The organism is Saccharopolyspora kobensis, assembly GCF_900108315.1.
Classification (GTDB): Bacteria; Actinomycetota; Actinomycetes; order Mycobacteriales; family Pseudonocardiaceae; genus Saccharopolyspora; species Saccharopolyspora kobensis.
The window spans coordinates 76400-101836 of the sequence record NZ_FNVB01000002.1 but is presented as its reverse complement, the minus strand read 5'-3'; the positions used below and the strand labels follow the sequence as shown (position 1 = coordinate 101836).

Below are 25437 nucleotides of genomic sequence, written 5' to 3'. Positions count from 1 at the left end.
TCCTGGGGTCACCCGCGACATCCCTGGTGTGAGTCCGTGAACGGCTCGTCGGATGGTGCTGGGCTTCCCGTATGGATGGTCTTCTTGGGTGACACCGGGTCAAACCACTGGTGTGCTGGCTTTTGTGCGACTAGGCAGCGAGGTGGCCTTTGGTAGCGACCTGTGATCTTCCTTCAACTTGAAGGGCCTGTTGACACTGTCAACGGGCCCTTCTCTATGTACCTCGTGTGGTCTCGTGTACGCTGCCGGTGACGGTGGTGGCGTTGTTTTCGAGTACGGCGTGGGAGGATGCGTTGTCCGCAGAGCCGGAGATCGTCGCTGGCCGGTTCCGGCTGCTCGGACCCCTTGGCAAGGGCAACATGGGCGAAGTTCACCGTGCCGAGGATCTCGAGGATGCCAACCGTGTGGTGGCGGTGAAGCGTGTCCTGCGCCCCCGGGTCGGCAATGCGATCGATGCGGACACGAAGGCGGTCGATCGCTTCCGCCGAGAAGTGCGGATCATGCGCGGTCTTGCCAACCCGAACGTTCCTCACTTGATCGACGGTGGTGTGGACGATTCCGGACTGGCCTATCTGGCGATGGAATACCTCGACGGCCGCACGCTTCGCGACCTGATCTCCGACCAGGCGCAGTCGCCGGTTTCCTGGGTTGCGGCGATCGGGGCCCAGATCGCCGAAGGGCTGGCCGCGGTGCACGCGAAGAACGTGGTGCACCGTGATCTGAAGCCATCGAACGTGATGGTGGTGCGTGGCGGCTGTGTGAAGGTGCTCGACTTCGGTATGGGCCGGATCGTGGGCGACACCGACGGCACCCAGATCACGAGCACTGGCGTCACCGTCGGCACCGCTCGCTACATGGCCCCGGAACAGTTCGGTGAGTCAACGGTGGGGCCGGCGGCCGATCTGTATGCCCTCGGGTGCGTGCTGTTCGAGTTGCTCACTGGTGGCCCGCCGTTCTACAGCGAGAACGCGCACGTCTTGGGAGAGAAGCATCGCTCTGAACCACCGTCGTCGCCCATGCTTTTGCGCCGGGATACACCAACGGATCTGGCGCGATTGATCGCAAGATTATTGGCGAAGGAACCGGCCGATCGGCCCGCTGACGCTCTCACCGTGCGCGATGAACTCACGCCGTTGATCTCGGCGGGAGAGATGGTACCCGGTTGGGAGGAGTTCAACCCGGTTATCCGGTTCGAGACTCCGCAGGAGACCGAACCAATGGAGGAGCCTGCGAGCGACGCCGCGCCTGCGGTGGCAGGTATGGACGTCTTCGGTGTGCACCGGACGCTACTCCGGGACTATCGGGCGTTCACCGAAGGCGGCACGGTCATTCGCGACGAACGAATCAAGGAGTTCGTCGAACGGGACTTGGACACCAAATCGCAGTGGCCGGACCCCTGGCTGTCGCTGAATCCGTTCTTCGCCTCTAGCGGCACGGTTCTCGAGCTGGTCAACGAAGGCGTGCTGCATCCCGAATGTGCTCGGATCTTCCAAGCGGGAAAAACCGATGGTGGGACGGTATGCGACGGGCGGTCGCTGGTGTTTCACCAGCACCAGCGTGAGGCGATCGACGTTGCCGCATCCGGTGAGTCCTATGTGCTCACCACGGGCACGGGATCCGGGAAATCGTTGTCCTACATCGCCCCGATCGTCAACTCGGTGCTCAAATCCCGCGAACAGGAAGGAAAAGACGCGCCGAAGCGGGTGCGGGCGATCATCGTCTATCCGATGAACGCGCTGGCCAACAGCCAGCTCAACGAACTCAAGAAGTACCTGGTCGACGGTTACGGCGAGGGACGCGAGCCGGTCACCTTCGCCCGCTACACCGGACAGGAGGGAGACGAACGGCGCCGGGAAATTCAGAAGAACCCGCCGGACATCCTGCTGACGAACTACGTGATGCTGGAGCTGATGCTCACCCGGCCCGATGATCGGCGTTCGCTGATCCGGATGGCCAGTGGGCTGGAGTTTCTCGTCTTCGACGAGCTGCATACCTACCGTGGTCGGCAGGGCGCGGACGTGGCGCTGCTCATCCGGCGGGTTCGGGAGGCGTGCGCGGCGCGGAATCTGCAGTGTGTCGGGACCTCGGCGACGATGTCCAGCGAGGGTACGGTCGCCGACCGCCGGGAGGTCGTGGCCGAGGTCGCTTCCCAGCTGTTTGGCACTACGGTGCGTCCGGAGAACGTCATCGGTGAAACCCTGGTGCGTGCGACCGATGAAGATCCAGAGGTGGTCCCGGCCGAACGGCTTCGGGCCGGTGAACCTCCGCGTTCTTACGACGAGCTGAAAGCCGATCCGCTCGCGCGGTGGATCGAGACCTACTTCGGGCTTGCGACGGAGCCGGACACCGGACGGCTGGTTCGGCAGCGCCCGGCGAAGATCGAGGACGCGGCGGCCGAACTCGCACGAGACAGCGGTGTGCCGGAGAAGGATTGCGCCGCGGCGATCCGGCGCACCCTGGAGGCCGGTTCACAGGCTCGGCATCCGGTCACCGACCGTCCGTTGTTCGCCTTCCGGCTGCATCAGTTCCTGTCCAAAGGTGACACCGTATACACCACTCTGGAGGACAAGAAAGATCGGCAACTCACCCGGATCTACCAGCGAGAACAGCCGGGATCTGGCGGGAAGATCCTGTTGCCGTTGGCGTTCTGCCGGGAGTGCGGGCAGGAGTACATGACGGTCTGGCGCCGAGAGCGTGGCGGTCACATCGTCTACGAGCCCCGGCGGGACACCGCCGCGACGGCAGGCCGGGCTGAGGATGGCTACCTCTATGTCGACGCGGATCGCCCCTGGCCCCGGACAGCCGAGGAAGCCGTCGTCGATCGCCGGCTGCCGGAGTCGTGGCTGGAGGACAGCAACGGTCAAGACGTGGTGCGGGACAGCTACCGCAAGCGGGTGCCGGTGTCGGTGACCGTCGATCCGCACGGCCATGAGGGATCCGGTGAACTGCAAGCCGCGTTCATCCCGGCACCGTTCATGTTCTGCATGCACTGCGGCGTAAGTTACGAGAAGACCAGGGGCAAGGACTTCGCGAAGCTAGCGACTCTGGACCAGGAGGGGCGATCGTCGGCGACATCGCTGGTGTCGTCGTCGATTGTGCGTTCGCTGCAGCAGGTTCCGGTCGAAGGTCTGAGCAAGAAGGCGCGGAAGCTGCTCACCTTCGTCGACAACCGGCAGGACGCATCGCTGCAGGCCGGGCATTTCAACGACTTCGTGCAGATCACTCAGCTGCGGGCCGCGCTGTACCGAGCGGCGCTGGATGCGGGTGCCGACGGACTTCAGCACGAAGATCTGGCGACTCGGGTCACCGAGGCACTCCAGCTCGAACCCACCGACTACGCGCGTAGCGCCGACCTGCCGCCGTCAGCGGCCCGGAACGCGGCCCGGACGCTTCGCGATGTCGTGGCATACCGGCTGTATCTCGACCTGCAACGCGGCTGGCGGGTCACCATGCCGAACCTGGAACAGACCGGCCTGCTGGAGATCCACTACGAGGATCTGGGCTGGCTCGCCGCGAACGAGGAACGATGGGCGAAGGCACAGCATGAGCTGCGTGCCGCCGAACCGGGACAGCGCGCCGAGATCATGAAGGCGCTGCTGGATGAGATGCGCCGTGAGCTGGCCATCGATGTTCAGTACTTCCGGGACGATTTCGACACCCTCCGGCGTGCGAGCGAGGAACGCCTGGTCGATCCCTGGGTGCTTTCCACCAGAGATCGCCCGAAGCCGAGCACGGCGTTTCCGCATGGGGCAAAACCGGGCATGGACCGGTCGCATCTCTTCTTGTCCGGCCGGGGGAAGTTCGGCAAGTACCTGAAGCGAGTGCACTTTCCCGGTCTGTCCGTTGACGATCGACAACACATCATTGCTGACCTGCTTAAGGTCTTGGCCGAAGCGGGGATCCTGCGGAAGGTCGATGAGTCCCCCCAGTGGGCAAGGCGGTTCCGCAGGGCCGCACAACCGACGATGACCGGCTACCGAATCGCTTCGAGTGCGTTGATCTGGCGGGCCGGCAACGGGATTCGCGGCGTGCACGACCCGCTTACTCGCACTTACGCCAGCGGAGATGGTCCGAGGGTTAACACGTTCTTCCGCGATCTGTATCGCCAGACAGCCGAGCAGTTGTCCACCCTGACCGCCAGGGAACACACCGCACAGGTTGATCCGCTGGAGCGCGAGCGCCGTGAGGAGCAGTTCCGCAACGGTGATCTCAAACTGCTCTACTGCTCACCGACGATGGAGCTTGGTGTTGATATCTCCGAGCTCAACGCGGTGATGATGCGCAATGTGCCACCGACCCCGGCCAACTACGCGCAGCGCAGCGGCCGGGCTGGCCGGTCCGGGCAACCAGCCCTGGTGACCACCTACTGCGCCACTGGTAACAGCCATGACCAGTACTACTTCCGTCATTCCGAGCGCATGGTGGCGGGTACGGTCACACCACCCCGGCTGGACCTGGCCAATGAGGATCTCGTGCGTTCGCACGTCCAAGCGATCTGGCTGGCCGAATCCGGCCTCAAGCTGGGCCGGTCGATTCTTGAGGTCATCGACATCGGCTCTGATGAGGACGCTGCACATCCCGATTCCGAGCTGCCATTGCATGACCATGTTGCCGAGGCTGTCCGAAACCCCGACGCGCAGGCCCGTGCGGTGACGGCCGCGCGTGAGGTGTTCGGGGGTCTGGCTGCCGACTTCGGGGATACGACTTGGTGGCATGACACGTGGATTGACGAAACTGTCCGGAAGGCGCCGCACGAGTTCGACCTCGCATTCAAGCGCTGGCGTGATTTGCTCCGGGCCGCGTTGGTGGATCAGGCCGAGCAGAACCGGCGGGTGCTTGACCACACCCTGACCGACCAGGACCACCATGCCGCGCGGCGGCGCCGGGCAGAAGCCGAGACTCAGCTGGCGCTGCTGAAGAATCAGAGCGTGGAGAGCAGATCGCTGCTGTCGGATTTCAACCCGTACCGCTACTTGGCGAGCGAGGGTTTCCTGCCTGGATACTCGTTCCCGCGGCTGCCGCTGGCCGCCTACATTCCGACTTCGGGACGTCGCTACGACGATGGTGACTACCTGCAGCGCCCGCGGTTCCTGGCCATCCGGGAATTCGGTCCCGGTGCGCTGATCTATCACGAAGGTGCGCGCTACCAGGTCACGAGGATTCAGCTGCCGCCGGATTCCTCCGGTGATGTGGTGACCACCAGGGCCAAGCGGTGCACAGCCTGCGGGTACCACCACGAGTCGCGGGAGCGGGCTGACCGGTGCCAGATGTGCGACGAACCGTTGCGTGAGGAGACCACTGGCTTGCTTCAGCTGCACACCGTGTACACGAAGCTCCGGGCGCGCATCTCCTCGGACGAGGAGGAGCGCCGGCGAGCTGGTTTCCGGCTGGTGACCTCGTATCGGTTCCACGATCACGGCGCGCGTCCTGGCCGGCGCGATGCCCGGGTAGTCGACGCGGATGGGCAGATTGCCACCGTCAGCTACGGGGACTCGGCGACGGTGCGGATCACCAATGTCGGCCGCTTGCGCGCAGCCGAGAACGAGCCGCCAGGGTACTGGCTCGATCCCACCAGCGGTGAGTGGATGACCGAGGCCGCGGCGGCCGAGGCCGCCGGTGATTCCAGCGAGATGCCGGTGGTCGGCGCTGACGGGCAGGAGAAGCGACGCAAGATCCGGGTCATCCCGTATGTCGAGGACCGCCGCAACATCCTGGTCGTCAAGCTCGACCGGCCGCTGCCTGAACCGGTTGCGCTGTCGCTGATGTATGCGCTTGAACGCGGCATCGAGGCGGCCTTCGAACTAGAGGACTCCGAGCTCACGAGCGAATTGCTGCCGCCGGACGAGGGCGACCGCGACCGAATGCTGTTCACCGAGGCGGCCGAGGGCGGGGCTGGTGTGCTGCGCCGTCTCCAGTCCGATCCGCTGGCACTGGTGAAAGCGGTCGAGACCGCGCTGGAGATTTGCCACTTCGATCTCGAAGGTAACGATCTCGGCGGACCGCATCCGGACCGCCCCTGCGCCCGTGGCTGCTACGAATGCCTGTTGACCTACGGCAACCAGCCCAACCACGGTGCGATCGACCGCCGTTCGATCGCGGAATTGCTGGTGCGGTTGGCGAAGGCAAGAGTGCAGGACACGGGCCGAGGTGAGTCCCGCACTGAGCAGATGGAGAGGTTGTCCGGACAGTCGGACACCGGGCTTGAGCGCCGATTCGTCGTATGGCTGAAGGAGAATGGCTACCGTCTGCCGGACGAAACACAAACGTTCATTCCATCAGCCCTGGCACGTCCCGACTACGTGTACCGGCTCCCCGGGGGGAACGTCGCGGTGTTCGTCGACGGGCCGGTGCATGACCATGCCGCTGTTGCCCAGCGAGATGCTGAGGCGGAAGACCGGCTGCTCGACGACGGATGGGACGTCGTGCGATTCCCGCATGACGCGGACTGGGCGAAGATCGCGCGAAGCGCAGAACACTGCTTTGGCCCCGGTGTGGGCGTCTGAGACGAGAAGACGAGGACTGATGACTAGCTTCACCGTGGGTTCCCTGGTCTCCGCGCGTGGCCGTGATTGGGTCGTGCTGCCGGAGAGCGCCGAGGACATGCTCGTGCTGCGTCCGCTGGGCGGCTCTGATGATGAACTTGCAGCGGTGTTCCCGTCCCTCGAAGAGGTGCGGCACGCCGAGTTCGCGCGTCCGTCCGCTGACGATCTGGGTGATGCACTGGCAGCGGGTTTGCTCCGGTCCTCGCTCCGGATCGGATTCCGCTCGGGTGCCGGCCCGTTCCGGTCGCTTGCGGGAATCGCTGTGGAGCCGCGTGCTTACCAGTTGGTTCCGCTGATGATGGCGTTGCGGCAGCGGGTTGTTCGGATGCTGATCTCCGATGATGTCGGTATCGGTAAGACGGTCGAGGCCGGCCTGATCGGCAGTGAGCTGCTGGCGCAGGGCAGCGCACAGCGTTTGGCGGTTCTGTGCTCGCCGGCGTTGGCCGAGCAGTGGCAGGAGGAACTGCGCACCAAGTTCGGCATCGACGCGGAACTCGTGCTGGCCTCGACGGTGTCGAAGCTGGAACGGCAGCTCGACCTGGGACAGTCTCTGTTCGACCGGCACCCGTACGTGGTGGTGTCGACGGACTTCATCAAGTCGACGCGGCATCGAGATGACTTCGTCAAACACTGCCCAGACATGGTGATCGTGGACGAGGCACACTCGTGTGTGGCTACCGACGAAACTGCTTCCGCGCAGAGTCAGTTGCGACACGAGCTGCTCGAGCGCGTAGCCGCTGACCCGGAACGGCACCTGCTCCTGGTTACCGCGACTCCACACAGCGGCAAGGAAAGCGCGTTCCGGGCTCTGCTCGGAATGGTCAAGCCAGAACTGGCAGATGTCGACCTGGATTCCGAATCCGGACGGCGCCTGTTGGCAGCGCACTTCGTGCAACGCAAGCGTGCCGATGTCCGGCAGTTTCTGAGCACGAAGGACGGACTGGCCGACGACAGCCTCCGTGAGGACACCGCCTTTCCTGGCGACCGGTTCTTCAAGGACGAGACATACAAGCTGTCACCGGCATACCGTGCTTTGCTGGACGACGCTGTGGCGTATGCGAGTGAGCGGGTCACGGCAGCCGGGGAGCAAGGTCGGCGCGAGGCCCGGATCGCGTGGTGGTCGGCGATCGCGCTGCTGCGTTCCCTGGTGTCGTCGCCGCGGGCCGCGGAGCAAACACTGCGTACTCGCGCCGCGGCAGCGCAGGCCAGCTCGGCTGACGAAGCAGACCGGTTGGGCGCGCCGTTGACCAGTGACTCGTCCGACAGCGATGCGCTTGAGGGCTTTGATGTTGCGCCAGGCGCGGAGACGGATCAGGCCGGTTCGCGCCTGGCAGAACTGGCGAAGCGTGCCAAGACCCTGGAAGGGCCGACCGAGGACCGGAAGCTGGCTGCGCTGGTTAAGCACCTCAAGGCTTTGCTTGCGGAGGGCTACCACCCGATCGTCTTCTGCCGGTACATCCCCACCGCCGAGTACGTCGCTGAGCACCTGGAGGGTAAACTCGGCAAGCGGACCGTGGTCCGATCCGTGACTGGTCGGCTGTCACCTCAGCAGCGGGTGAAGCGGATCGAGGATCTCGCCGCCGAGGCGGGCGAGGATACGGCGGCCAGGCGAGTGTTGGTCGCCACCGACTGCCTGTCCGAGGGCGTGAACCTGCAGCACTACTTCGACGCGGTCGTGCACTACGACTTGGCCTGGAACCCGACCCGCCACGACCAGCGGGAAGGCCGCGTAGACAGGTACGGGCAGAAGCGCGACATCGTCCGTGTCGTCACGCTCTACGGCAGTGACAACGGCATCGATGGCAAGGTCCTTGAGGTTCTGATCAAGAAGCACCGGCAGATTCAGAAGGATCTCGGCATTTCGGTGTCGGTCCCGGACAGCACCTCGGCCGCGGTCACCGATGCGATCGTCGAATGGCTGCTGATGCGTAAGACTCAGCCCGAACAGGCCAGTCTGTTCGAAGCGGACACGTTCAAGACCAAGGCCGATGAGCTGGAAGCCGACTGGAAGTCGGCCGCGGATCGGGAAAAGACTTCGCGGTCGAAGTTCGCCCAGCGGTCCATCCACCCGGAGGAGATCGCGCGTGAGGTTGCCGCGGTGCGCGACACACTCGGCCGGGCCACCGAGGTCCGCGGCTTCACCCGGCACGCATTGAACTCGTTGAACGCCGTCCTACGCGAGGACGGGGAGGGTGGTTTCACCGCAGATCTCAGCGGCACGCCGTCGGGTCTGCGGGACGCTCTGGCTCCGATTCTCGGTGGCGAGGCGATCGAACCAGACAGCCAGGTGGCGTTCCGGAGCACCGCTGCGGTCGCGCGCGGCGAGGTGGCCTTGGTGCGTACCGACCCGGCAGTGGGGGCACTGGCCGGGTATGTCCTCAACGCTGCGCTGGACGAGTCGGCCCCAGGCCCTCGGCCAGCCCGGCGCTGCGGGGTCATTCGCACTCGTGGGGTGGAAACGCGCACAACGTTGCTTTTGGTGCGTTACCGGTTCCATCTCGCACTGCCGTCGCGGGCCACCGAGCGGCAGGTGGTCGCCGAGGACGCCCGGCTGCTGGCTTTCCAGGGCTCGCCGGCCACCGCAACATGGTTGAAGCCGGAGGATGCGGTGGCGCTGCTGGAGCTGTCCGCTGACGAGAACACCGATCCGGGGTTCGCTGAGCGAACGATGAAGCGCGTGCTGGACGGGCTCGATGCCACCACGCCGTACCTGGAGCAGTACGGCGACGAGCTGGCGGCCGAGTTGCTCGCCTCGCACCGCCGGGTCCGCAAGGAGTCCGGTGAGATCGTCCGCGGTGTGACGGTCACCGCCCAGAAGCCCGCCGACATCCTCGGCGCCTACGTGTACCTGCCGGTGTCGGGAGGCGCCGCCTGATGTCCGCTGTCATTCGTAACCAGGTGTTCTCCGCCGTGCACACCATCGGTGGGCTGCTGCCGGCCGACATGCTCGTGCGCATCTCCGAAGGCAAGGACGTTAGCGGCAGCAAACCGTCCGACTACCGGGTGATCGGCGCGCGGTCGGTCAGCGACGAGGCAGAACGGCATTGGGACTACCTCAAGTCCGTTTGGGCCGAGCTGCGGACGAAGCTGCCGGTCGCGCCGGAGTCGGCGGTCGCGCCGGACCACACGGGCCTTGCGGTCACCCAGTGGCTGCTGCCGCTGTTCGCCGAGCTCGGCTTCGGCGAGCTCACGACGGTAGGCACGTCGGGCATCGCGTCGGACGACGGGTCCAAGACTTTCCCGATCAGTCACCGCTGGAATCACGTGCCCATCCACTTCGCGGCGTGGGACCACGGGCTGGACAAGCGGCCGGGCGGCGCGGGGACAACCCCGCCGCAGTCCTTGGTGCAGGAGTGCCTCAACCGCACGGAGTCTCAGCTTTGGGCCGTGGTAACCAACGGCCGCCAGCTGCGGCTGCTGCGTGACTCCAGTGCCTTGGCTACCGCCTCGTACGTCGAGTTCGACCTGGAAGCGATCTTCGACGGCGAGCTGTTCAGCGAATTCCTGCTGCTGTACCGGCTTCTGCACGTCTCGCGTTTCGCAATTGCTGAAGAAGCCTCGCCGGCGACGTGCTGGCTGGAGACCTGGCGCACCGACGCGATCACGTCCGGAACACGCGCGCTGGACCAGCTGCGGGACGGTGTCCGGAACGCGATCACCACGCTGGGCACGGGGTTCCTCCAGCACCCGGACAATGCTCAGCTGCGCTCGAACGTCGACGTCACCGCCCTGCACCAGGCGCTGTTGAGACTGGTGTACCGGCTGCTGTTCGTGTTCGTCGCCGAGGACCGGGATGTGCTGCATCCGCCCGCGCCAACGGACGCTGAGGAGAAGAAGCGGCACGAGCTGGCACGTCGCAGGTATGAGGAGTACTTCTCGTCCGCCCGCCTGCGGCGCATCGCGCGCCGTCGCCGGGGTACCGCGCACGGCGACTTGTATCGGAGCCTGCGGCTCGTGCTGGATGCGCTTGGCGACGAGGCTGGTCGGCCTGAGCTGGGCCTGCCGGGCATCGGCGGGATCTTCGACGAGACCGAAGCCGATGCCGTGTTGCACGGCTTGTCGCTGACCAACGAAGCGCTGCTCGCAGCGGTCCGCCACCTCGCGCAGGTCCGCGACGTCGCATCGCGTCGCATTCGGGCGGTGGACTACCAGCACTTGGGCGCCGAAGAGCTGGGCTCGGTGTATGAGTCGCTGCTGGAGTACGTTCCCAAGCACAGCCCGGCAGAGCGGAAGTTCGAGCTGGTCGAACTGGCTGGCAATGAACGCAAGACCACGGGCTCGTACTACACGCCGTCGTCGCTGATCGAAACGCTGCTGGACACCACGTTGGATCCGGTGATCGACGATGCGATGAAGCGCGGCGAGCAGGCGGCCTCCGCAGCTGGTGAGGCGGACCCGACTGAAGCGATCACACGCGAACTGCTGTCGCTGACCGTATGCGATCCGGCCTGCGGCTCCGGGCACTTCCTCGTCGCAGCGGCACGACGTATCGCCAAGCGCGTCGCAGCAGTGCGGGAGCACAACCCCGAGCCGACGCTCGGTGCGGTGCGGCACGCGCTGCACGAGGTGATCGCCCGCTGCATCTACGGTGTGGACCTGAACCCCATGGCCGTGGAACTGGCCAAGGTGTCGCTGTGGCTGGAGGCGTTGGAACCGGGCAAGCCGCTGAGCTTCCTCGACGCACACGTGAAGTGCGGTAACGCCCTCATCGGAGCTACACCTGCGCTGTTGCGCGGAGGCATTCCGGACGAGGCGTTCAAGCCGATCGAAGGCGACGACAAGAAGTTCGCCAAGGCACTGGAGAAACAGAACAAGAAGGAACGCGAAGGCCAGTTCAGCCTGTTCGACACGGACACGGCGGCGAAGATCTCGAACACCGTGTTCGCCAGCAGCCTGCGCCGGATCACCACAGCCCCGGCGGACAATCTGACCGACGTGCGCCGCCAGGAATCGGCTTACGATGACTTCACCGAGTCGCCGGAGTACAAGCGTGCACTGCAGGTGGCCGACGCGTGGTGTGCTGCGTTCCTCTGGCGCAAATCCCCAGACGCTCCGCGCGCGGTCACTGCTGACATCTTCCGCGACCTCCAAGAGCCCGAGGTCGCAGCGGCATCGCAGGCAACTCACGACGAGATCGCCCGACTGCGTGACCAGTACCGGTTCTTCCACTGGCATCTGGAGTTCCCAGACGTGTTCACGGTGTCGGACAGCGGCTCGGGAGTGGACGAAGTGAGCGGCTGGTCAGGTGGGTTCTCCTGTGTCCTTGGCAATCCGCCGTGGGAGCGCATCAAACTTCAGGAACAAGAGTTCTTCGCCCAGCGAGACGAGGTAATCGCGACCGCGCGGAACGCTGCTGCACGCAAGAAACTAATCGCCGAGCTTAAGGGCGACCCTGACCGTAAAGATCTGTACGTCGAGTTCGAAGTGGCGAAGCGGAAGGCGGAAGGCGAGAGTCACTTCCTGCGGATAGGTGGCCGCTACCCGTTGACCGGACGTGGCGACATCAACACGTATGCGGTCTTCGCCGAAACAGACCGGACGCTAGTCGGGCCGCACGGTCGGATGGGTGTGATCGTGCCAACCGGCATCGCCACCGATGCCACGACGCAGCATTTCTTCCGCGATCTGGTGGTAAGTCGATCCCTGGTGGCCGTTCTGGGTTTTTATGATCGGAAGAAGATCTTCACGGGCGCCGATGTTCACGGTTTCTGTTTGTTTGCGGTCGCTGGGCGAAGTCAGGAGGTTAGTGCTGCTGAATTTTCGTTCTTTGTTCAGTCCATTGAGGATCTGGGGGTCCCTGGAGTTCGCTACAGGTTGACACCGGACGAGATCATGCTCCTCAATCCCAACACGGGCACGTGTCCAGTGTTCCGCTCCCGGCGTGACGCTGAGATTACCCTCGGCATCTACCGCCGGGTGCCAGTCCTCGTCAAGGAACCTGATGAACAGGGGGAGGGTGGCAGCAATCCGTGGGGTGTGTCGTTCATGACGATGTTCCACATGTCCAACGACTCGCACCTATTCCACACACGTGAGGCTTTGGAAGCAGACAGCTGGACCCTGGTCGGCAACGTCTTCACAAAGGGCGACGACCGTATGTTGCCGCTCTACGAATCGAAGATGCTGCATTACTACGACCACCGCTGGGGCACCTACGACAAAGCCGGCGACATTCGCGATCTTGATCTTGATGGCAAGCGGGATGTCAACGCGGTCGCCATCCCGCGCTATTGGGTATCTGAAGACAATGTGCCGACCGATCGCTTCGACAAAAAGGGCGATCGAATCTACGAACCTGGTGTTGAGGCCCGTCTAGCCGGGAAGCGATGGGACCGTGATTGGCTTCTTGGGTGGCGTGACATCTGTCGTGCGACAGATGAGCGCACTGCCATTACTGGGGTGTTTCCGCGTTGTGGTGTTGGGAATAATCTTCCGGTGTCGACTATTGATGCTGACTGTCGTGACGCCGGCGGCCTACTGGTTGGTTGCTTGGCCTCATTTGTACTCGACTTTGTGGCTCGGCTCAAGGTTGGCGGAGTTCACCTCAATTTCTTTATTTCGCGGCAGCTTCCAGTTCTCCCGCCGAATGTGGTGTATCCTCACGCAAAATTTATTAATGATCGCGTTCGAGAACTAGCCTACACGTCGCGTGACATGGAGCCATTCGCTAGAGATCTCGGTGACATCGGCGCTCCGTTCAGGTGGGACGACGAACGTCGCACGATGATCCGGGCAGAGCTGGATGCGTTGTTCTTCCACCTCTACGGAATCTCCCGTGACGACGCTGACTACATCCTCGACACGTTCCCTGTTGTCAAGCGGAGGGATGAGGCCAAGTACGGCACCTACCGGACCAAGGAGCTGATCCTTGGCGAGTATGACCGGATGGCTGCGGCTGGGGTCAGCCTTGACACTCCGCTTGTCGATGGGCAGAACTACACTTCCACGCTCACGCCGCCTCCCGGCCACGGTCCCCGGCACCCTGCTCGCGAGGAGGTCTGATGCCCGCCGAGTATCCCGAGTTCCAGCTTCGGATGCCGAAGAACGGGCCAGTCGCGCGTGGTGAGCTGTTGCCGGAGAAGGGTACGAACGGGAGCCAGCAGTTCCGAATTCTCGTTGGGGCTCCGGCGCGTTCGGGCGTCGTGCCGTCCTTCCCCGTGCGCAAGCAGTCGACGAACCGGTTGCGGGAGCAGTTCATCGATGATGGCCTGCTTGTCGAGTCCTCCAGGTATCCCGGGTATCTGGAGGCAGCTGAGGAGATCACCTGCAACTCGCCGTCGGCAGCTGCTTCGGTGCTGCTTGGGCGCTCGACCAACGGGTATGTCGAATGGAAGTCTGCGGACGGTCGTCCGCTGGCCGATTTCCTGGAATCCACCTGGTGGGGCCCGAACCGGGCCTGGTTGATCCGCGGTTCCAACGTCACCGGGCTGGACCTCGTTCAGCATTTGTGGTTGCCCGAAGGTGTAGCGAGCCTGCCTGCTGGGCACTTGCGCGATGACGTTCAACAGGGCATCAGCAAGGAGAACCTGCGCGCAGCGGTGGAAAAGGACTACGAGGGCATACTCACCTACAGTCAGCAGGTTCGCCTTGTTGACTCGCTGCACTTCTTCCTGTCCAAGATGAAGCCGGGCGATACGGTCTGCACGATCTCCAACGGCGATCTGTACGTCGGCGAGATCACTGGTGAGGTGCAGCGGGTCCAGTCGGAAGGCAACCGCTCCAACCTGCGTCGGGCAGTTGAGTGGTCGGACGCGGCTTACCCGTACCACGAGCTCCCTGAAGAGCTCCAGCAGAAGCTGTCCCTCCAGTACGACGTCGTCGATCTGACGTCCGTTGAAGGGTTGGTCGCTGGGCTCGGCCGGAGCAGTGAAGAACTGGAAACGGAAAGCGAGGAAGCGCCAGGGGAGTCAAGCGCGGAGATCGCCGCACTGGCTCGTCGTGAGCTCGAACTTCCCAAGCCCACCGACGAGCTCGCCGATGAGCTGCTGGTGCATGACACCGCCTGGTTGCAGGAGGTCCGCGATCTGCTGTGGGATGACCGGCAGATCGTGTTCTACGGACCGCCCGGTACCGGCAAGACCTACCTGGCCATGAAGACCGCCGAGTTCCTCGGTGGTGGGCCGGAACAAGTCAAGCTCGTGCAGTTCCACCCGTCGTACTCCTATGAGGACTTCTTCGAAGGCTTCCGGCCGCAGGAAGACAAGGAGACTCGCGAGGTCGCCTTCCGGATCACCGATGGCCCAATGCGCGAGATCACCGACCTCGCCACCCGAGAGGGCAACCGGCACATCCCGCACTTCCTCGTCATCGACGAGATCAACCGGGCCAACCTGGCGAAGGTCTTCGGCGAGTTGTACTTCCTGCTGGAGTACCGCAACAAGTCGGTCCGGCTGACCTACTCCGGTGACGACTTCGCGCTACCGCCCAACCTGTTCATCATCGGGACCATGAACACCGCGGACCGTTCTATCGCGCTAGTGGACGCTGCGATGCGTCGGCGCTTCTCATTTGTCGAGCTGTCCCCGCGCATCGAGCCGACGTGCGGACTGCTGCGCCGGTGGCTGAAGCAGGAAGGGCATGCTTCCGAGCCGGCCGAGCTGCTGGATGCGCTCAACGCCCGCATCGGTGACCCTGACTTCCAGGTGGGGCCTTCATACCTGATGAAGAAAGGTGTCTACCGAGAAGGCGGTCTCGAACGAACTTGGCGCACGAAGATCCTGCCACTGTTGGAGGAGCACCACTACGGCGAGGGGTTGAACGTCGAACAGCGCTACGGCCTGCCAGCGTTGCGTAAGTCCTTTGCTCCTGATGGCGCATGACCGATATCGAGCTGGTCGAGAACGTGCCGCTCTCGTTACCGCTCGGCGATTCTGCCGGGCGTGCCCTCGCTGGCTCGGGAGTGGTTGAGGCGACGCCTGATCTGGGCTCAGCTGGATGGTGGAGAGTCCGGGCGAAGAATGTCGTCGGTGTTGCAGCAGTCCGTGTCGCAGGCGGCGAGACGATCACCGTTCGGGTCTCGCCGAAGGTTCCGATCAACCGCTTGATGTTCCTCCTTGGCTACAGCCGCAGCTTCAACGGATGGCGCGACGACCAGGTTCAGGTCGACGACGAACCTGACCTGCTCCCGGTATTCGCCCGCGTTTTCGCGCTCCACGCCGAACAGGCGCTTCAGCAAGGCTTGCTCAAGGGATACCGTGAAGTTGAGGAGACCGCCCAGGTCATGCGTGGCCGTATCCGGTTCTCGGAGCAGGTCCGCCGGCATCACGGCCTGCTCGTGCCGCTGGAGATCACGCACGACGAGTACACCACCGACGTTGCCGAAAACCGCCTGATCCGCAGCGCATGCGAGGTTTTGCTACGACTCCCGGATGGGATTCCTGGCGATGTGCGCACGAGGCTGGCCCGACTGAAGCTCCGGCTCGCCGACGTCACTCCGGTTCCCCATGGGCATCCGTTGCCGGCTTGGCGCCCCAACCGCCTCAACGTGCGCTACCACGATGCGCTGCGTGTCGCCGAGCTTGTGCTCCGCGGTGAGTCTGTCGAGCACCGACCAGGTGAGGTCACGGTGCACGGCTTTCTGTTCAACCTCGCGAAGGTCTTCGAGGACTTCATCACCGTCGCGCTTCGCGATGCGCTTGGCCAGTCCGGCGGGTATTCGGTCCTGCAGGCAAGTCACCATCTGGACGACCGGAACGCGATCCGGATGGTTCCCGACTTCGTCCACTACGAGGCCGACGGCACTCCGCTGGCGGTCGTTGACGCCAAGTACAAGGCCCAGCGGCCCGACGGGTTTCCTGACGCGGATCTTTACCAGATGCTCGCGTACTGCACGGCGCTGAACCTGCCGGAGGGTCACCTCGTCTACGCCAAGGGCAATGCTCCGCACGGGGCCCACCGAGTTCGTTATGCGGGTACCGTCCTGCATCAGCATGCCGTTGACCTCGATCAGCCGTCGGCCGGAGTGCTGGCCGATATTCGGACCGTGGCCCAACGACTCGTCAGCAGCTGAAAGGGTGCAGTATGCCGCAACTCGCCTTCGCCCAGAGCTTCCTCGAAAGCTACGCGGGACTGGAGAAGAAGGTGCGAACGCAGGTGGAAAAGGCCATCGAGAAGTTCCGGCAACTCTCGATCGCCGACCTCTACGCGGACAAGGGCCTGCATCTGGAGTCGGTCAACAACGCGCGTGACCCGCGGTTGAGGTCCATCCGGATCGACAACTTCTGGCGTGGTGTGGTGCTCGCGCCGGATGATGGTAGCGACGTTTTCCTGCTGGTCAGGGTCGTCCCGCACGACGATGCATATACCTGGGCGGCTAAGCAGGTGTACACGATCAACACGGCCACCCACGCGGTGGAAGTGCGTGACATCCAAGCGATCGAGCAGCTTACGCCTCCGCTTGAGGAAAATGCCGCAAGCGCGCCGACCCTGCTCTTCGAGAAGCATTCCGATACGGTGCTCCGCGGGCTTGGGATCGATGATCAGGTCCTGCGTGCCGCACGTGCGATCACCGAGAAGGCGCAGCTGGAGGCCTTCGGGAACTTCTTGCCCGAGGACCAGTTCGAGGTCCTGCAATTCCTCGCTGAGGGATTCTCCCCGGAGGATGTCTACCACGACCTGGTCACGATGCGGCGGCCAGTCGTGCCTGAACCGGGCAGCGGCACCCTCGCTACCGCCATTTCCAACTCCAGCAGCCGGATCACCTTGGTGACCGGTGCCGACGAACTCGCCGACATTCTGGACAAGCCGTTCGCAGCATGGCGGGTGTTCCTGCACCGTTCGCAGCGTCGGGTCGCGTATCGCGCGTCATACAACGGCCCTGCCCAGGTCACTGGAGGTCCAGGGACGGGGAAGACAGTGGTCGCCCTGCACCGGGTGAAACACCTGCTGTCCCGGTCACCAGACGCGCGAGTGCTGCTCACGACTTACACGAACGCCCTCGCCGGGATGTTGCGTGAGAATCTGGCGTTGTTGCTCGACGACGATGCCCAGCTCAGCCGGGTTGATGTCACCACGGTGGATGCTTTCGCCAACCGGGTCCTGCGGGAGCACACGGGGAGAACGCCGAATCCGATCGGTGATCTCGACGAGCGGCAGCTCTGGCGCAAGGTCCAGCGGCGGCTGGGGCTGCCGTGGACTGAACAGTTCCTGGAGCAGGAGTTCAGGCACGTCGTGCTCGCTCAGGGAATTGAGACAGAAGCACAGTACATCGCCACCGTACGTCGTGGACGTGGCACCGCACTGCGCACTTTCCAGCGCAAGCAGCTGTGGGAAGCGATTGAGGCCTTCCGGGCAGAGCTTCGTGATTTGGGAAAGACCACGTACCTGCTGATTTGTGCGCAGGCCGCAGACCTGCTCGCGGCGAACACTGGTCATCCGTACGCGCACGTAGTTGTCGATGAAGCGCAGGATCTGCATCCCACACAGTGGCGCGTCGTGCGTGCTGCCGTGGAAGAGGGCCCGGATGACCTGTTCATCACGGGTGATCCGCACCAGCGCATCTATGATTCGCGGGTTTCGTTGCGGACGCTCGGAATTTCTGTGACGGGCCGGAGCAGTCGGCTGCGGATCAACTACCGGAGTACTGCGGAGATCCTCACCTGGGCCACCGGCGTTCTGCGCGATACTCGTGTTGACGATCTCGGGGGCGATGGTGCGGATACGCTCGTCGGATACCGGTCCCTGCTCAGCGGTAAGCACCCGCAGTTGCAGGGATACGACAGCGAGCACGCCGAGGTCACGGCACTGGTTGAACGTGTTCGGGAGTGGCTGCAAAGCGGTGTGCTGCCTGCCGAGATCGCGGTGTGCGCGCGGTTCAACCTCATGCTGGACAAGGTCTTCGATCGTTTGAAGAGCGTCGGGATTCCAGCGGTTCGCGTGAAGGATCGCCCGGGAGACGGTGTTGACGGTGTGCGTCTGGCAACGATGCACGCGATGAAAGGCCTTGAATTCCGCTGCGTCGCCGTTGTGGGCGCGACGGCTGGTGCTGTTCCGTTCGCGAAGGAGGTTACGCCGCTGGAGGTTGACGGGCAGCAGCACGCTAGTGACATGCTCAAGCAGCGGTGTCTGTTGTTCGTGGCTTGCACCCGGGCGCGCGAGCGGCTTGTGGTGTCGTGGAGTGGTAGTGGTGGGGCGAGTCCGTTCTTGCCCGAGGTCGTTCGGTGAGCTCGACGTTCGGCTGGCTGGATGTGGACGACGAGCAGCGGCGTCGGATGTTGCAGGTCGTCGAGCTGTTCAAGGAGAGCGGGACGCTCGACGAGCTGGGCATCGGTTCGGTTCGGGATGCGATCGCTGATCTGCTCTTTCCCGGGACATCGACGCTGCACACCAGGTTGCGCTATTTGCTGCTCGTGCCGTGGGCGATGACCGAGGTCGTGGATTCGGGGCGGCACGGGGATGCTGTGGCGCGGATGCGCCGGCTTGAGATCAAGACGATCGGCGCGTTGCTGACCGGGTCCAGTAGCCGGGACGGCATCATCGGCAGGGATTCCAAAGCGCGGTTGAAGCGGATGCCCAGTGAACTGTACTGGGGCGCGCTGCGCACCTACGGGATCGTTTCCGTCGATATGAGCGCACAGAACTGGTTCCGGCAGGCGCGACGGGTGACGTCGGACGTCGAGGACAGCACGGGGCGCACCAGGGGAATGATCTTCGGCTTGCATCCGGACCTGCCCGGACCTCCGCAGGACTGGTTGACGTCGTGTTCCACCGAGCTCCGGCTTGCCGAGGCTGACTTCCTGCGCGACCGGTTGCAGTCGGCCGTGGGCACTTCGCTGCTGGGCTGGCTCGCGGCGGCTGACCAGCACTGGGACACATCGGGCGGGATGATCTGGGAACATCCGGCATTGGCGAGTTTTCCGTCCGGGATACGCGATGTCGTGGACAACGCCCGCAGGCTGAGCGTTTCCTTCCACGGCGCGATGCTCCTCTACAACCTGATGCTGGCTGAGAAACTGAGCGATGAGGACGAGGCCTCGCTGGTGGACGACTACCGCGAGCTGCTCGATGAATGGGAACAAGAGTTGTCCGGCGCACGCGTTCTGGATGGTTGGGACCACCGCGTCCTCTGGGAAATAGCGGAAACCAGCGGGCGCCGGGTGAAGCCAGGGCTGCGGCAGTTCTTCGGCAGCTGGATCCGCATCCTTGAGTCCGGCGGACCGCTCGCGGGCAGTGCGGCGGCTCGCGAGCTCGTTCGGGCCCGCGAACGGACGCTCAAGGGCAGTCGTTCCCGATTCGACAACCGAGCCGCGCTGAACGCCTGGTCCGGGGAGAGCGGGCTCGGACGGCTGAGCTTTCGCTGGCCAGTGGCCAGCAGGTGGCTCGACGACCTCAACGCCGCGGGAGGACGGTGAATGCTCGCCCCCGACTCCCGTCACCTGCTGGGTGACGCACTCCGACCCCCGCCCGGGCACGTGGTCGACGTCGCCGTCGGAACCACCTACAGCCTCGACCTCACCTCGCTGTTGACGGCGCCGCTGTCGTTTGCGCTGCACGACACGACGAACGCGGCGGATGGGTTGACCGACCCGGTGACGTTGCTGCACGCTTTGCGCCGGCACGCGGAACACACGACGGTCTTCTTCCAGGCGGGGGAATTGGCGGTTCCCTCGGCTTACCGGTCGGTGTTCGCCCACCTCGAAGACGTGGCGCACGGAGTCACTGCTCCTGCTGCCGGGTACCTGTTCCACCCGAAGCTCTGGGCGCTGCGGTTCCGGGCCGCCGACGGGCAGGCGCGGCACCGGGTGGTGTGTCTGAGCCGGAACCTCACCGCGGACCGGAGCTGGGACACGGTGGTCAAGCTCGACCAGGCGGACCAGGACGGGCACGCCTCGATCGGCGCCGAACCGCTCCGGCAGTTCCTGCGCGGACTTCCCGGGTGCGCGGCCCGGCCCCTGCCGATGGCTCGGCGAGGCCAGGTTCACGACCTCGTGACCAGCCTCGACGGTGTTGCCTTCGAGGTGCCTATCCCGTTTCGCTCGGGCGATCTGCTTCCCCTGGGACTGGGTGCCGAGCCCGAGCCGCCGGACCGCCACGTCGACCGCGCCGTGGTCATATCGCCGTTCCTGGACAGCCGGTTCGTCGCGTGGATGCGGCAGCGCGCCGGGCAATGCACCTGGGTGTCTCGTGCCGAGACCTTCGAACGACTCGGTTCGAAGGCGTTCGCCGACGACGATCTATACGTTTTGCAGCCCCAAGCCGAGGACGATGACGTCCAGGGTGAATCGTCGCTGTCCGGGCTGCACGCCAAGGTCCTGGTTCTCGACAAAGGCGGCTCAGCGAAGGTGATCACGGGTTCGGCGAACGCGACCTGGGCGGCGTGGAACGGCAACGCCGAGTTCGACGTCGTGCTCAACGGACCGAGCGCGTCCTGCGGGGCGGCGGCTCTGTTCGGCGAAGGCCGTGGGCAGGGCGGCCTGCGCACCATTCTGTTGCCGTACGAGATCGACTCCATCAACCCGGCGAAACCGGCAGCTGAAGTGCTGGAAGAGGAAGTCGAGGACTGGCTGCGCGCCCTGGCCGTGGCACCTCTCGATCTCCACGTCGAGCCCGACGGTGAAGAATTTTACCTCCGCTTGCACCTGCCAGCCGTTGCGCAGCTCGGCACGGTGCGAATCGCACCAGCGCCCCTCCCGTTCGAGGTGCATGCGAAAAGCTGGGCCGGTGAACTGGCGTGGCATAGGCTGACGCTGCAGGACATCTCGCCATACCTCGCGGTCGAGGTCGTCCTGGAGCGCAACGGGCTTAAGGTGACCCGGCGACGTCTCCTGGTCGCCGACCTGCACGGCGATGTGCCCGACCGGCAGCGGAAACTGCTGGCGAACTTCCTGCGCAGCAAGAAGGACGTGCTGCGGCTGCTGGTGCTGTTGCTCGGCGACGAGGCCGCGGCTGAACTCTTCGCGGCGGAGCTGACCGATCGGGACAGCGGTGCGCTGCGAAACCGCGCTGGTGAGGAGCGGACCCCGCTGTTCGAGCGGCTGGTGCGCGCGCTCGCACGGGACCACGCGGCTTTGCGGCGGGTGGACCGATTGCTCGCGGACATGGCCTCGGATCCGGGTCTCCTGGACCTGCTGCCGGACGGATTCGGCGAGCTCTGGCAACCAGTTCGGCAGGTATGGCGGGAGCAGGACCGATGAACGAACTGCCGGAGGCCGAAGCGGTGCTGCGCGACCTCAAGGACTTCCAGCGGGCCACCGTCGATTACGCCCACCAGCAGCTGTGGGCACCCACCGGATCCCGGCGGTTCCTGGTGGCCGACGAGGTCGGACTGGGCAAGACGCACGTCGCACGCGGTGTCATCGCCCGGACGATCGAGCACCTGCGCGCGTGCGGGGACGACCGGATCGATATCGTCTACATCTGCTCGAACACGCAGATCGCGGAGCAGAACCTGCGCAGGCTCAACATCCTCGGCGGGCACCATGTCCAGCACGCCGACCGGCTCACCATGCTGCCGACGGTTCTGCACGAGCTCGACACCACGCCGGTCAACTTCATCTCGTTCACCCCGGGCACGTCGTTCAACCTGGACCGCAGCGGCGGCCGGAAAGAGGAACGGGTTCTGCTCTACCGGTTGCTAGAACTGTGCCTGGGGCGTGAGGAGATCAACCCGCGCAAGACATACTGGACACGGTTCTTCGCGGGGACGGTGGAAACAGCGAACTTCCGGGAGTTGCTGAAGAAGCGTGCTCGGAAGGCGGTCCCGGACCAGTTCGTCGAGCGGTTCGCATCAGCGTTGCGGGAGGCGCGCACCGAAGATGCGGTCCCACTTGTCACGGCCGTCCAGGAATGTGCCGCGCGGTTCCACAACCTGCGCGGCAAGCCTGATCAGTCCCTGTCGTCGCAGCGGTACCGGTTGATCGGCTCGCTCCGCGCGCTCGTGGCCCGCATCGCGGTCACGATGCTTCGCCCGGACCTGGTAATTCTGGATGAGTTCCAGCGCTTCAAGGATCTGCTCACCGACGACAGCCCAGCTGCCGATCTCGCCAGGGAGCTGATGGGCGATTCCGGGACGCGCGTCTTGCTGCTCAGCGCGACGCCCTACAAGATGTACACGCTGCCGGATGAACCCGGCGGCGAGGACCACCACGAGGACTTCGTCGCGACCTACGGCGTTCTCGCCGGGGAAGCGAAAGCCGACGAATTGCGCGATTTGCTCCGGCTGCAGCGCGGTGCCTTGCAGGGGGTGCGCGACGAGGTCGAGGGCAAGCGCGCTACCGCCGAGATCGAGTCGCGCTTGCGGGAGGTGATGTGCCGGACGGAGCGCACGGTGGCGGGTGCCCTGGACGGCGGCATGCTCGTGGAGCGGACCTTCGGCGAGCTGCGGGTCGACGCGCAGGATCTTCGCGACTGGCTCGGCATCGCCGAGGTCGCGGCGGCCCTCGACGCGCCGGATCATTTCGAGTACTGGCGCTCGGCGCCGTACCTGCTGAACCTCATGGACAAGCACTACCGGCTCAAGCAGGAACTGGTCACCCGAGACAACACCCGCGACCCGGAACTGGCCAGCGCGCTGCGGAAGGCCAGCGGACTGCTGCACCACGACGACATCCGGCGCTACGTCGCGATCGATCCGGGCAATGCGAAGATGCGTGCGCTGCTCGACGATGTGGTCGGCAAGGGTGCCTTCCAGCTGCCTTGGATCGCACCGAGCCTGCCGTACTGGACGTTGCAAGGCCCCTACGCGGACCCCGGACTGGCCGCCTTCACCAAACGGCTCGTGTTCAGCTCGTGGTCGGTGGTGCCGAAAGCCATCAGCGTCGTGCTCAGCTACGAGGCCGAACGCCGGCTCGTCGGTGAAAGCGAACGTGACTACGACCACCGGGGGCAGACGCAACTGCTGACGTTCGCCTTCGACGTCAACAACCGGCCGACCGGCATGCCGCTGTTCGGCCTGATGTATCCGAGCCCGACGCTGGCGCAGATCGGTGATCCAGTGCGAGCGGCGGCAGCGACCGGCACCCCATTGCCGTTGGAACGGTCGTGGCTGCTGGAACGCGTAACGGCCGAGATCCAGGCACGGCTCGATCGGCTCCCGCGCGGTGACGGCGCTGTTGTCGACCAGCGGTGGTACTGGGCCGCACCGCTGGTGCTGGATGCCGAAGCAACCGATCAAGCGGAATTCCTACAGACGCTCGCATCGGGCTCCGAGAACCCGGAGGACTGGTCGGAGAGCATGGCCAGACACCTGCGGTACGCCAGGGAACTCGATCCGGCCGGTCTCGGCCCGATGCCGCGCGATCTCGCGTCCGTGCTGGCATCCCTGGCGTTGGCCGGGCCGGGCACCGCCGCGCTGCGGGCGTTGGCGCGGACATTGGACGAGCTGGACGTCGAGGACCTCGATGTGCGGCGTTTCGCATGGTGGTGCAGCGAGGGGTTCCGCTCGCTGTTCAACAAGCCGGAAGTCGTCGACATGGTGCGCAGGCAGCGCACTGGACAGCCCTACTGGCGGAATGTGCTCAGGATGTGCCTCGACGGTTGCCTCAGCGCGGTCCTGGACGAGTACGTGCACATGCTCGTCGAGTCGAAAGGGCTGCGGAACGTCGATGCGCACGACGGGGCCTACTGGATCGGCTGGGAGATCTACTACGCGCTCACTACACACATCGTGCGGAGTTCGGTCGACACCATCAGAGCGGGGCGTCGTGACCAGGTCACGCTCGATCGGAACACCATGCGAGGGCATTTCGCCCAGCCGTTCGGCAGGCAGGACGGGAATAGCGGCTCGGATTGGGAGACCCGTCTGCGCACCGCGTTCAACTCGCCGTTCTGGCCGTTCGTGCTCGCCTCGACATCGGTGGGACAGGAAGGGCTCGACTTCCACACCTACAGTCACGCCGTGGTGCACTGGAATCTGCCGGGCAATCCCGTCGATCTGGAGCAGCGCGAAGGCCGGGTGCACCGGTTCAAGGGTCATGCGGTCCGCAAGAACGTCGCCGCCGCCTACGGCCAGCGGCTGACCCTGGCCAGCAGGGACCCCTGGCAGGAGCTGTTCGACATGGCGCGCGAAGAGCGCGACGCCGCGGCCGATGACCTCGTGCCCTACTGGGTTTTCCCGGGTGAGGCGGCCATCGAACGGTACGTGCCCGCTATGCCGTTGAGTCGCGAGGTCGACAAGAAGCGTCGCCTGCTGCGGACTCTTGGTGCTTACCGCCTCGTTCTCGGACAACCTCGGCAGGAAGATCTGCTGGCCTACTTTGGCGGTGAGGCAGACCACTCTTGGACCCGCATCGACCTTCGGCCGTCGATCCTGGACTAGTTCACCCCCTCGTGCGGTTGGCCGCGGCCCGCTGGTGGCCGTCGATGACCACCCGGGCTGCTGCGGTGGACTTCCGGACGACTTGGTCCGGCGTGTAGCCGTGGCGGGTGAAGACCCCGTCGAGCCAGAACATGCCGTAGCCGTGGGCTTGGGTGAACAGCTGCTCCATCAGTTCGAGGGCTCCCTGCGGGCTTTCCGAGACCGCTAGGCACAGCGTCAGGAACTGGTCCGTCATCTGCCGGGTCTGCTCGTGCAGGTCGGCGTGCTTGGGGCCTTGCAGGCCCTCCGCGTAGATGACGTCCATGCCCGCTCGGCGTTCGAGGAGGTAGCCGGTGTACGCGCCAGCTGCTGCGGCGAGCGCGTCCGCTGGGTCGTCGTGCCCCTCGACTGCGCTGCGCACCCGCTCCGAGAGCTGGCACGCGACGGTCGCCGCCGCGGCGGCCAGGAGGCTCTCGCGCTCCGGGAAGTGGCGGTAGGGCGCTCCCGGGCTGACCTTGGCCCGCCGCGCCACCTCCGCCACCGAGAAGCCGGCCGGGCCGCGTTCGGCGATCAGGTCGAGGGTGACCCGCACGAGCTCAGCGCGGAGGTCGCCGTGGTGGTACTTGCCGCCCATGGCGTGGGTCACACCTCCCGGCCGGAATA

Annotated in this window: 10 protein-coding genes; 9 read left to right on the top strand and 1 reads right to left on the bottom strand. The window is 64.8% G+C overall.

Annotation, left to right across the window (positions count from 1 at the left end; translation table 11 throughout):
• Positions 1-248: 248 nt before the first annotated feature.
• The 9 genes from C4T78_RS00430 to C4T78_RS00390 are packed head-to-tail and all read left to right on the top strand — an operon-like array spanning position 249 to position 24795.
• On the top strand, positions 249-6503 hold the full coding sequence (locus C4T78_RS00430) for a protein kinase domain-containing protein (RefSeq protein ID WP_235863007.1): 6255 nt from the start codon (positions 249-251) through the stop codon (positions 6501-6503).
• Positions 6504-6522: 19 nt separating this feature from the next.
• Positions 6523-9417 carry a DEAD/DEAH box helicase gene (locus C4T78_RS00425; protein ID WP_235863008.1) on the top strand — a complete coding sequence of 965 codons (2895 nt, stop codon included), beginning with the start codon at positions 6523-6525 and terminating at the stop codon, positions 9415-9417.
• On the top strand, positions 9417-13544 hold the full coding sequence (locus C4T78_RS00420; RefSeq protein ID WP_093346392.1) for an Eco57I restriction-modification methylase domain-containing protein: 4128 nt from the start codon (positions 9417-9419) through the stop codon (positions 13542-13544). The genes C4T78_RS00425 and C4T78_RS00420 overlap by 1 nt, the downstream gene beginning before the upstream one ends.
• A complete protein-coding gene (locus C4T78_RS00415; RefSeq protein ID WP_093346394.1) occupies positions 13544-15361 on the top strand; it encodes a DUF4357 domain-containing protein in 1818 nt (605 codons plus the stop codon). The genes C4T78_RS00420 and C4T78_RS00415 overlap by 1 nt, the downstream gene beginning before the upstream one ends.
• Positions 15358-16551, top strand: a complete 1194-nt coding sequence (locus C4T78_RS00410; RefSeq protein WP_093346397.1) for an McrC family protein — start codon at positions 15358-15360, stop codon at positions 16549-16551. Before C4T78_RS00415 ends, C4T78_RS00410 begins: the two co-directional genes overlap by 4 nt.
• An 11-nt stretch (positions 16552-16562) precedes the next feature.
• Complete coding sequence (locus tag C4T78_RS00405) at positions 16563-18704, top strand: UvrD-helicase domain-containing protein (RefSeq protein ID WP_093346399.1); 2142 nt, start codon at positions 16563-16565, stop codon at positions 18702-18704.
• Positions 18701-19891 (top strand): DUF6361 family protein, encoded by a 1191-nt coding sequence (locus C4T78_RS00400; RefSeq protein WP_093346402.1) that lies wholly within the window; start codon positions 18701-18703, stop codon positions 19889-19891. Before C4T78_RS00405 ends, C4T78_RS00400 begins: the two co-directional genes overlap by 4 nt.
• A 60-nt stretch (positions 19892-19951) precedes the next feature.
• Positions 19952-21673, top strand: coding sequence for a phospholipase D family protein (locus C4T78_RS00395; RefSeq protein ID WP_143185725.1), 1722 nt, complete (start codon positions 19952-19954; stop codon positions 21671-21673).
• Complete coding sequence (locus C4T78_RS00390) at positions 21670-24795, top strand: helicase-related protein (protein ID WP_177247389.1); 3126 nt, start codon at positions 21670-21672, stop codon at positions 24793-24795. Before C4T78_RS00395 ends, C4T78_RS00390 begins: the two co-directional genes overlap by 4 nt.
• Before the next feature lies 1 nt (position 24796).
• Here C4T78_RS00390 and C4T78_RS00385 read toward each other — a convergent pair whose 3' ends face one another.
• On the bottom strand, positions 24797-25420 hold the full coding sequence (locus C4T78_RS00385; RefSeq protein ID WP_093346410.1) for a TetR/AcrR family transcriptional regulator: 624 nt from the start codon (positions 25418-25420) through the stop codon (positions 24797-24799).
• Between the last annotated feature and the right edge of the window lie 17 nt (positions 25421-25437).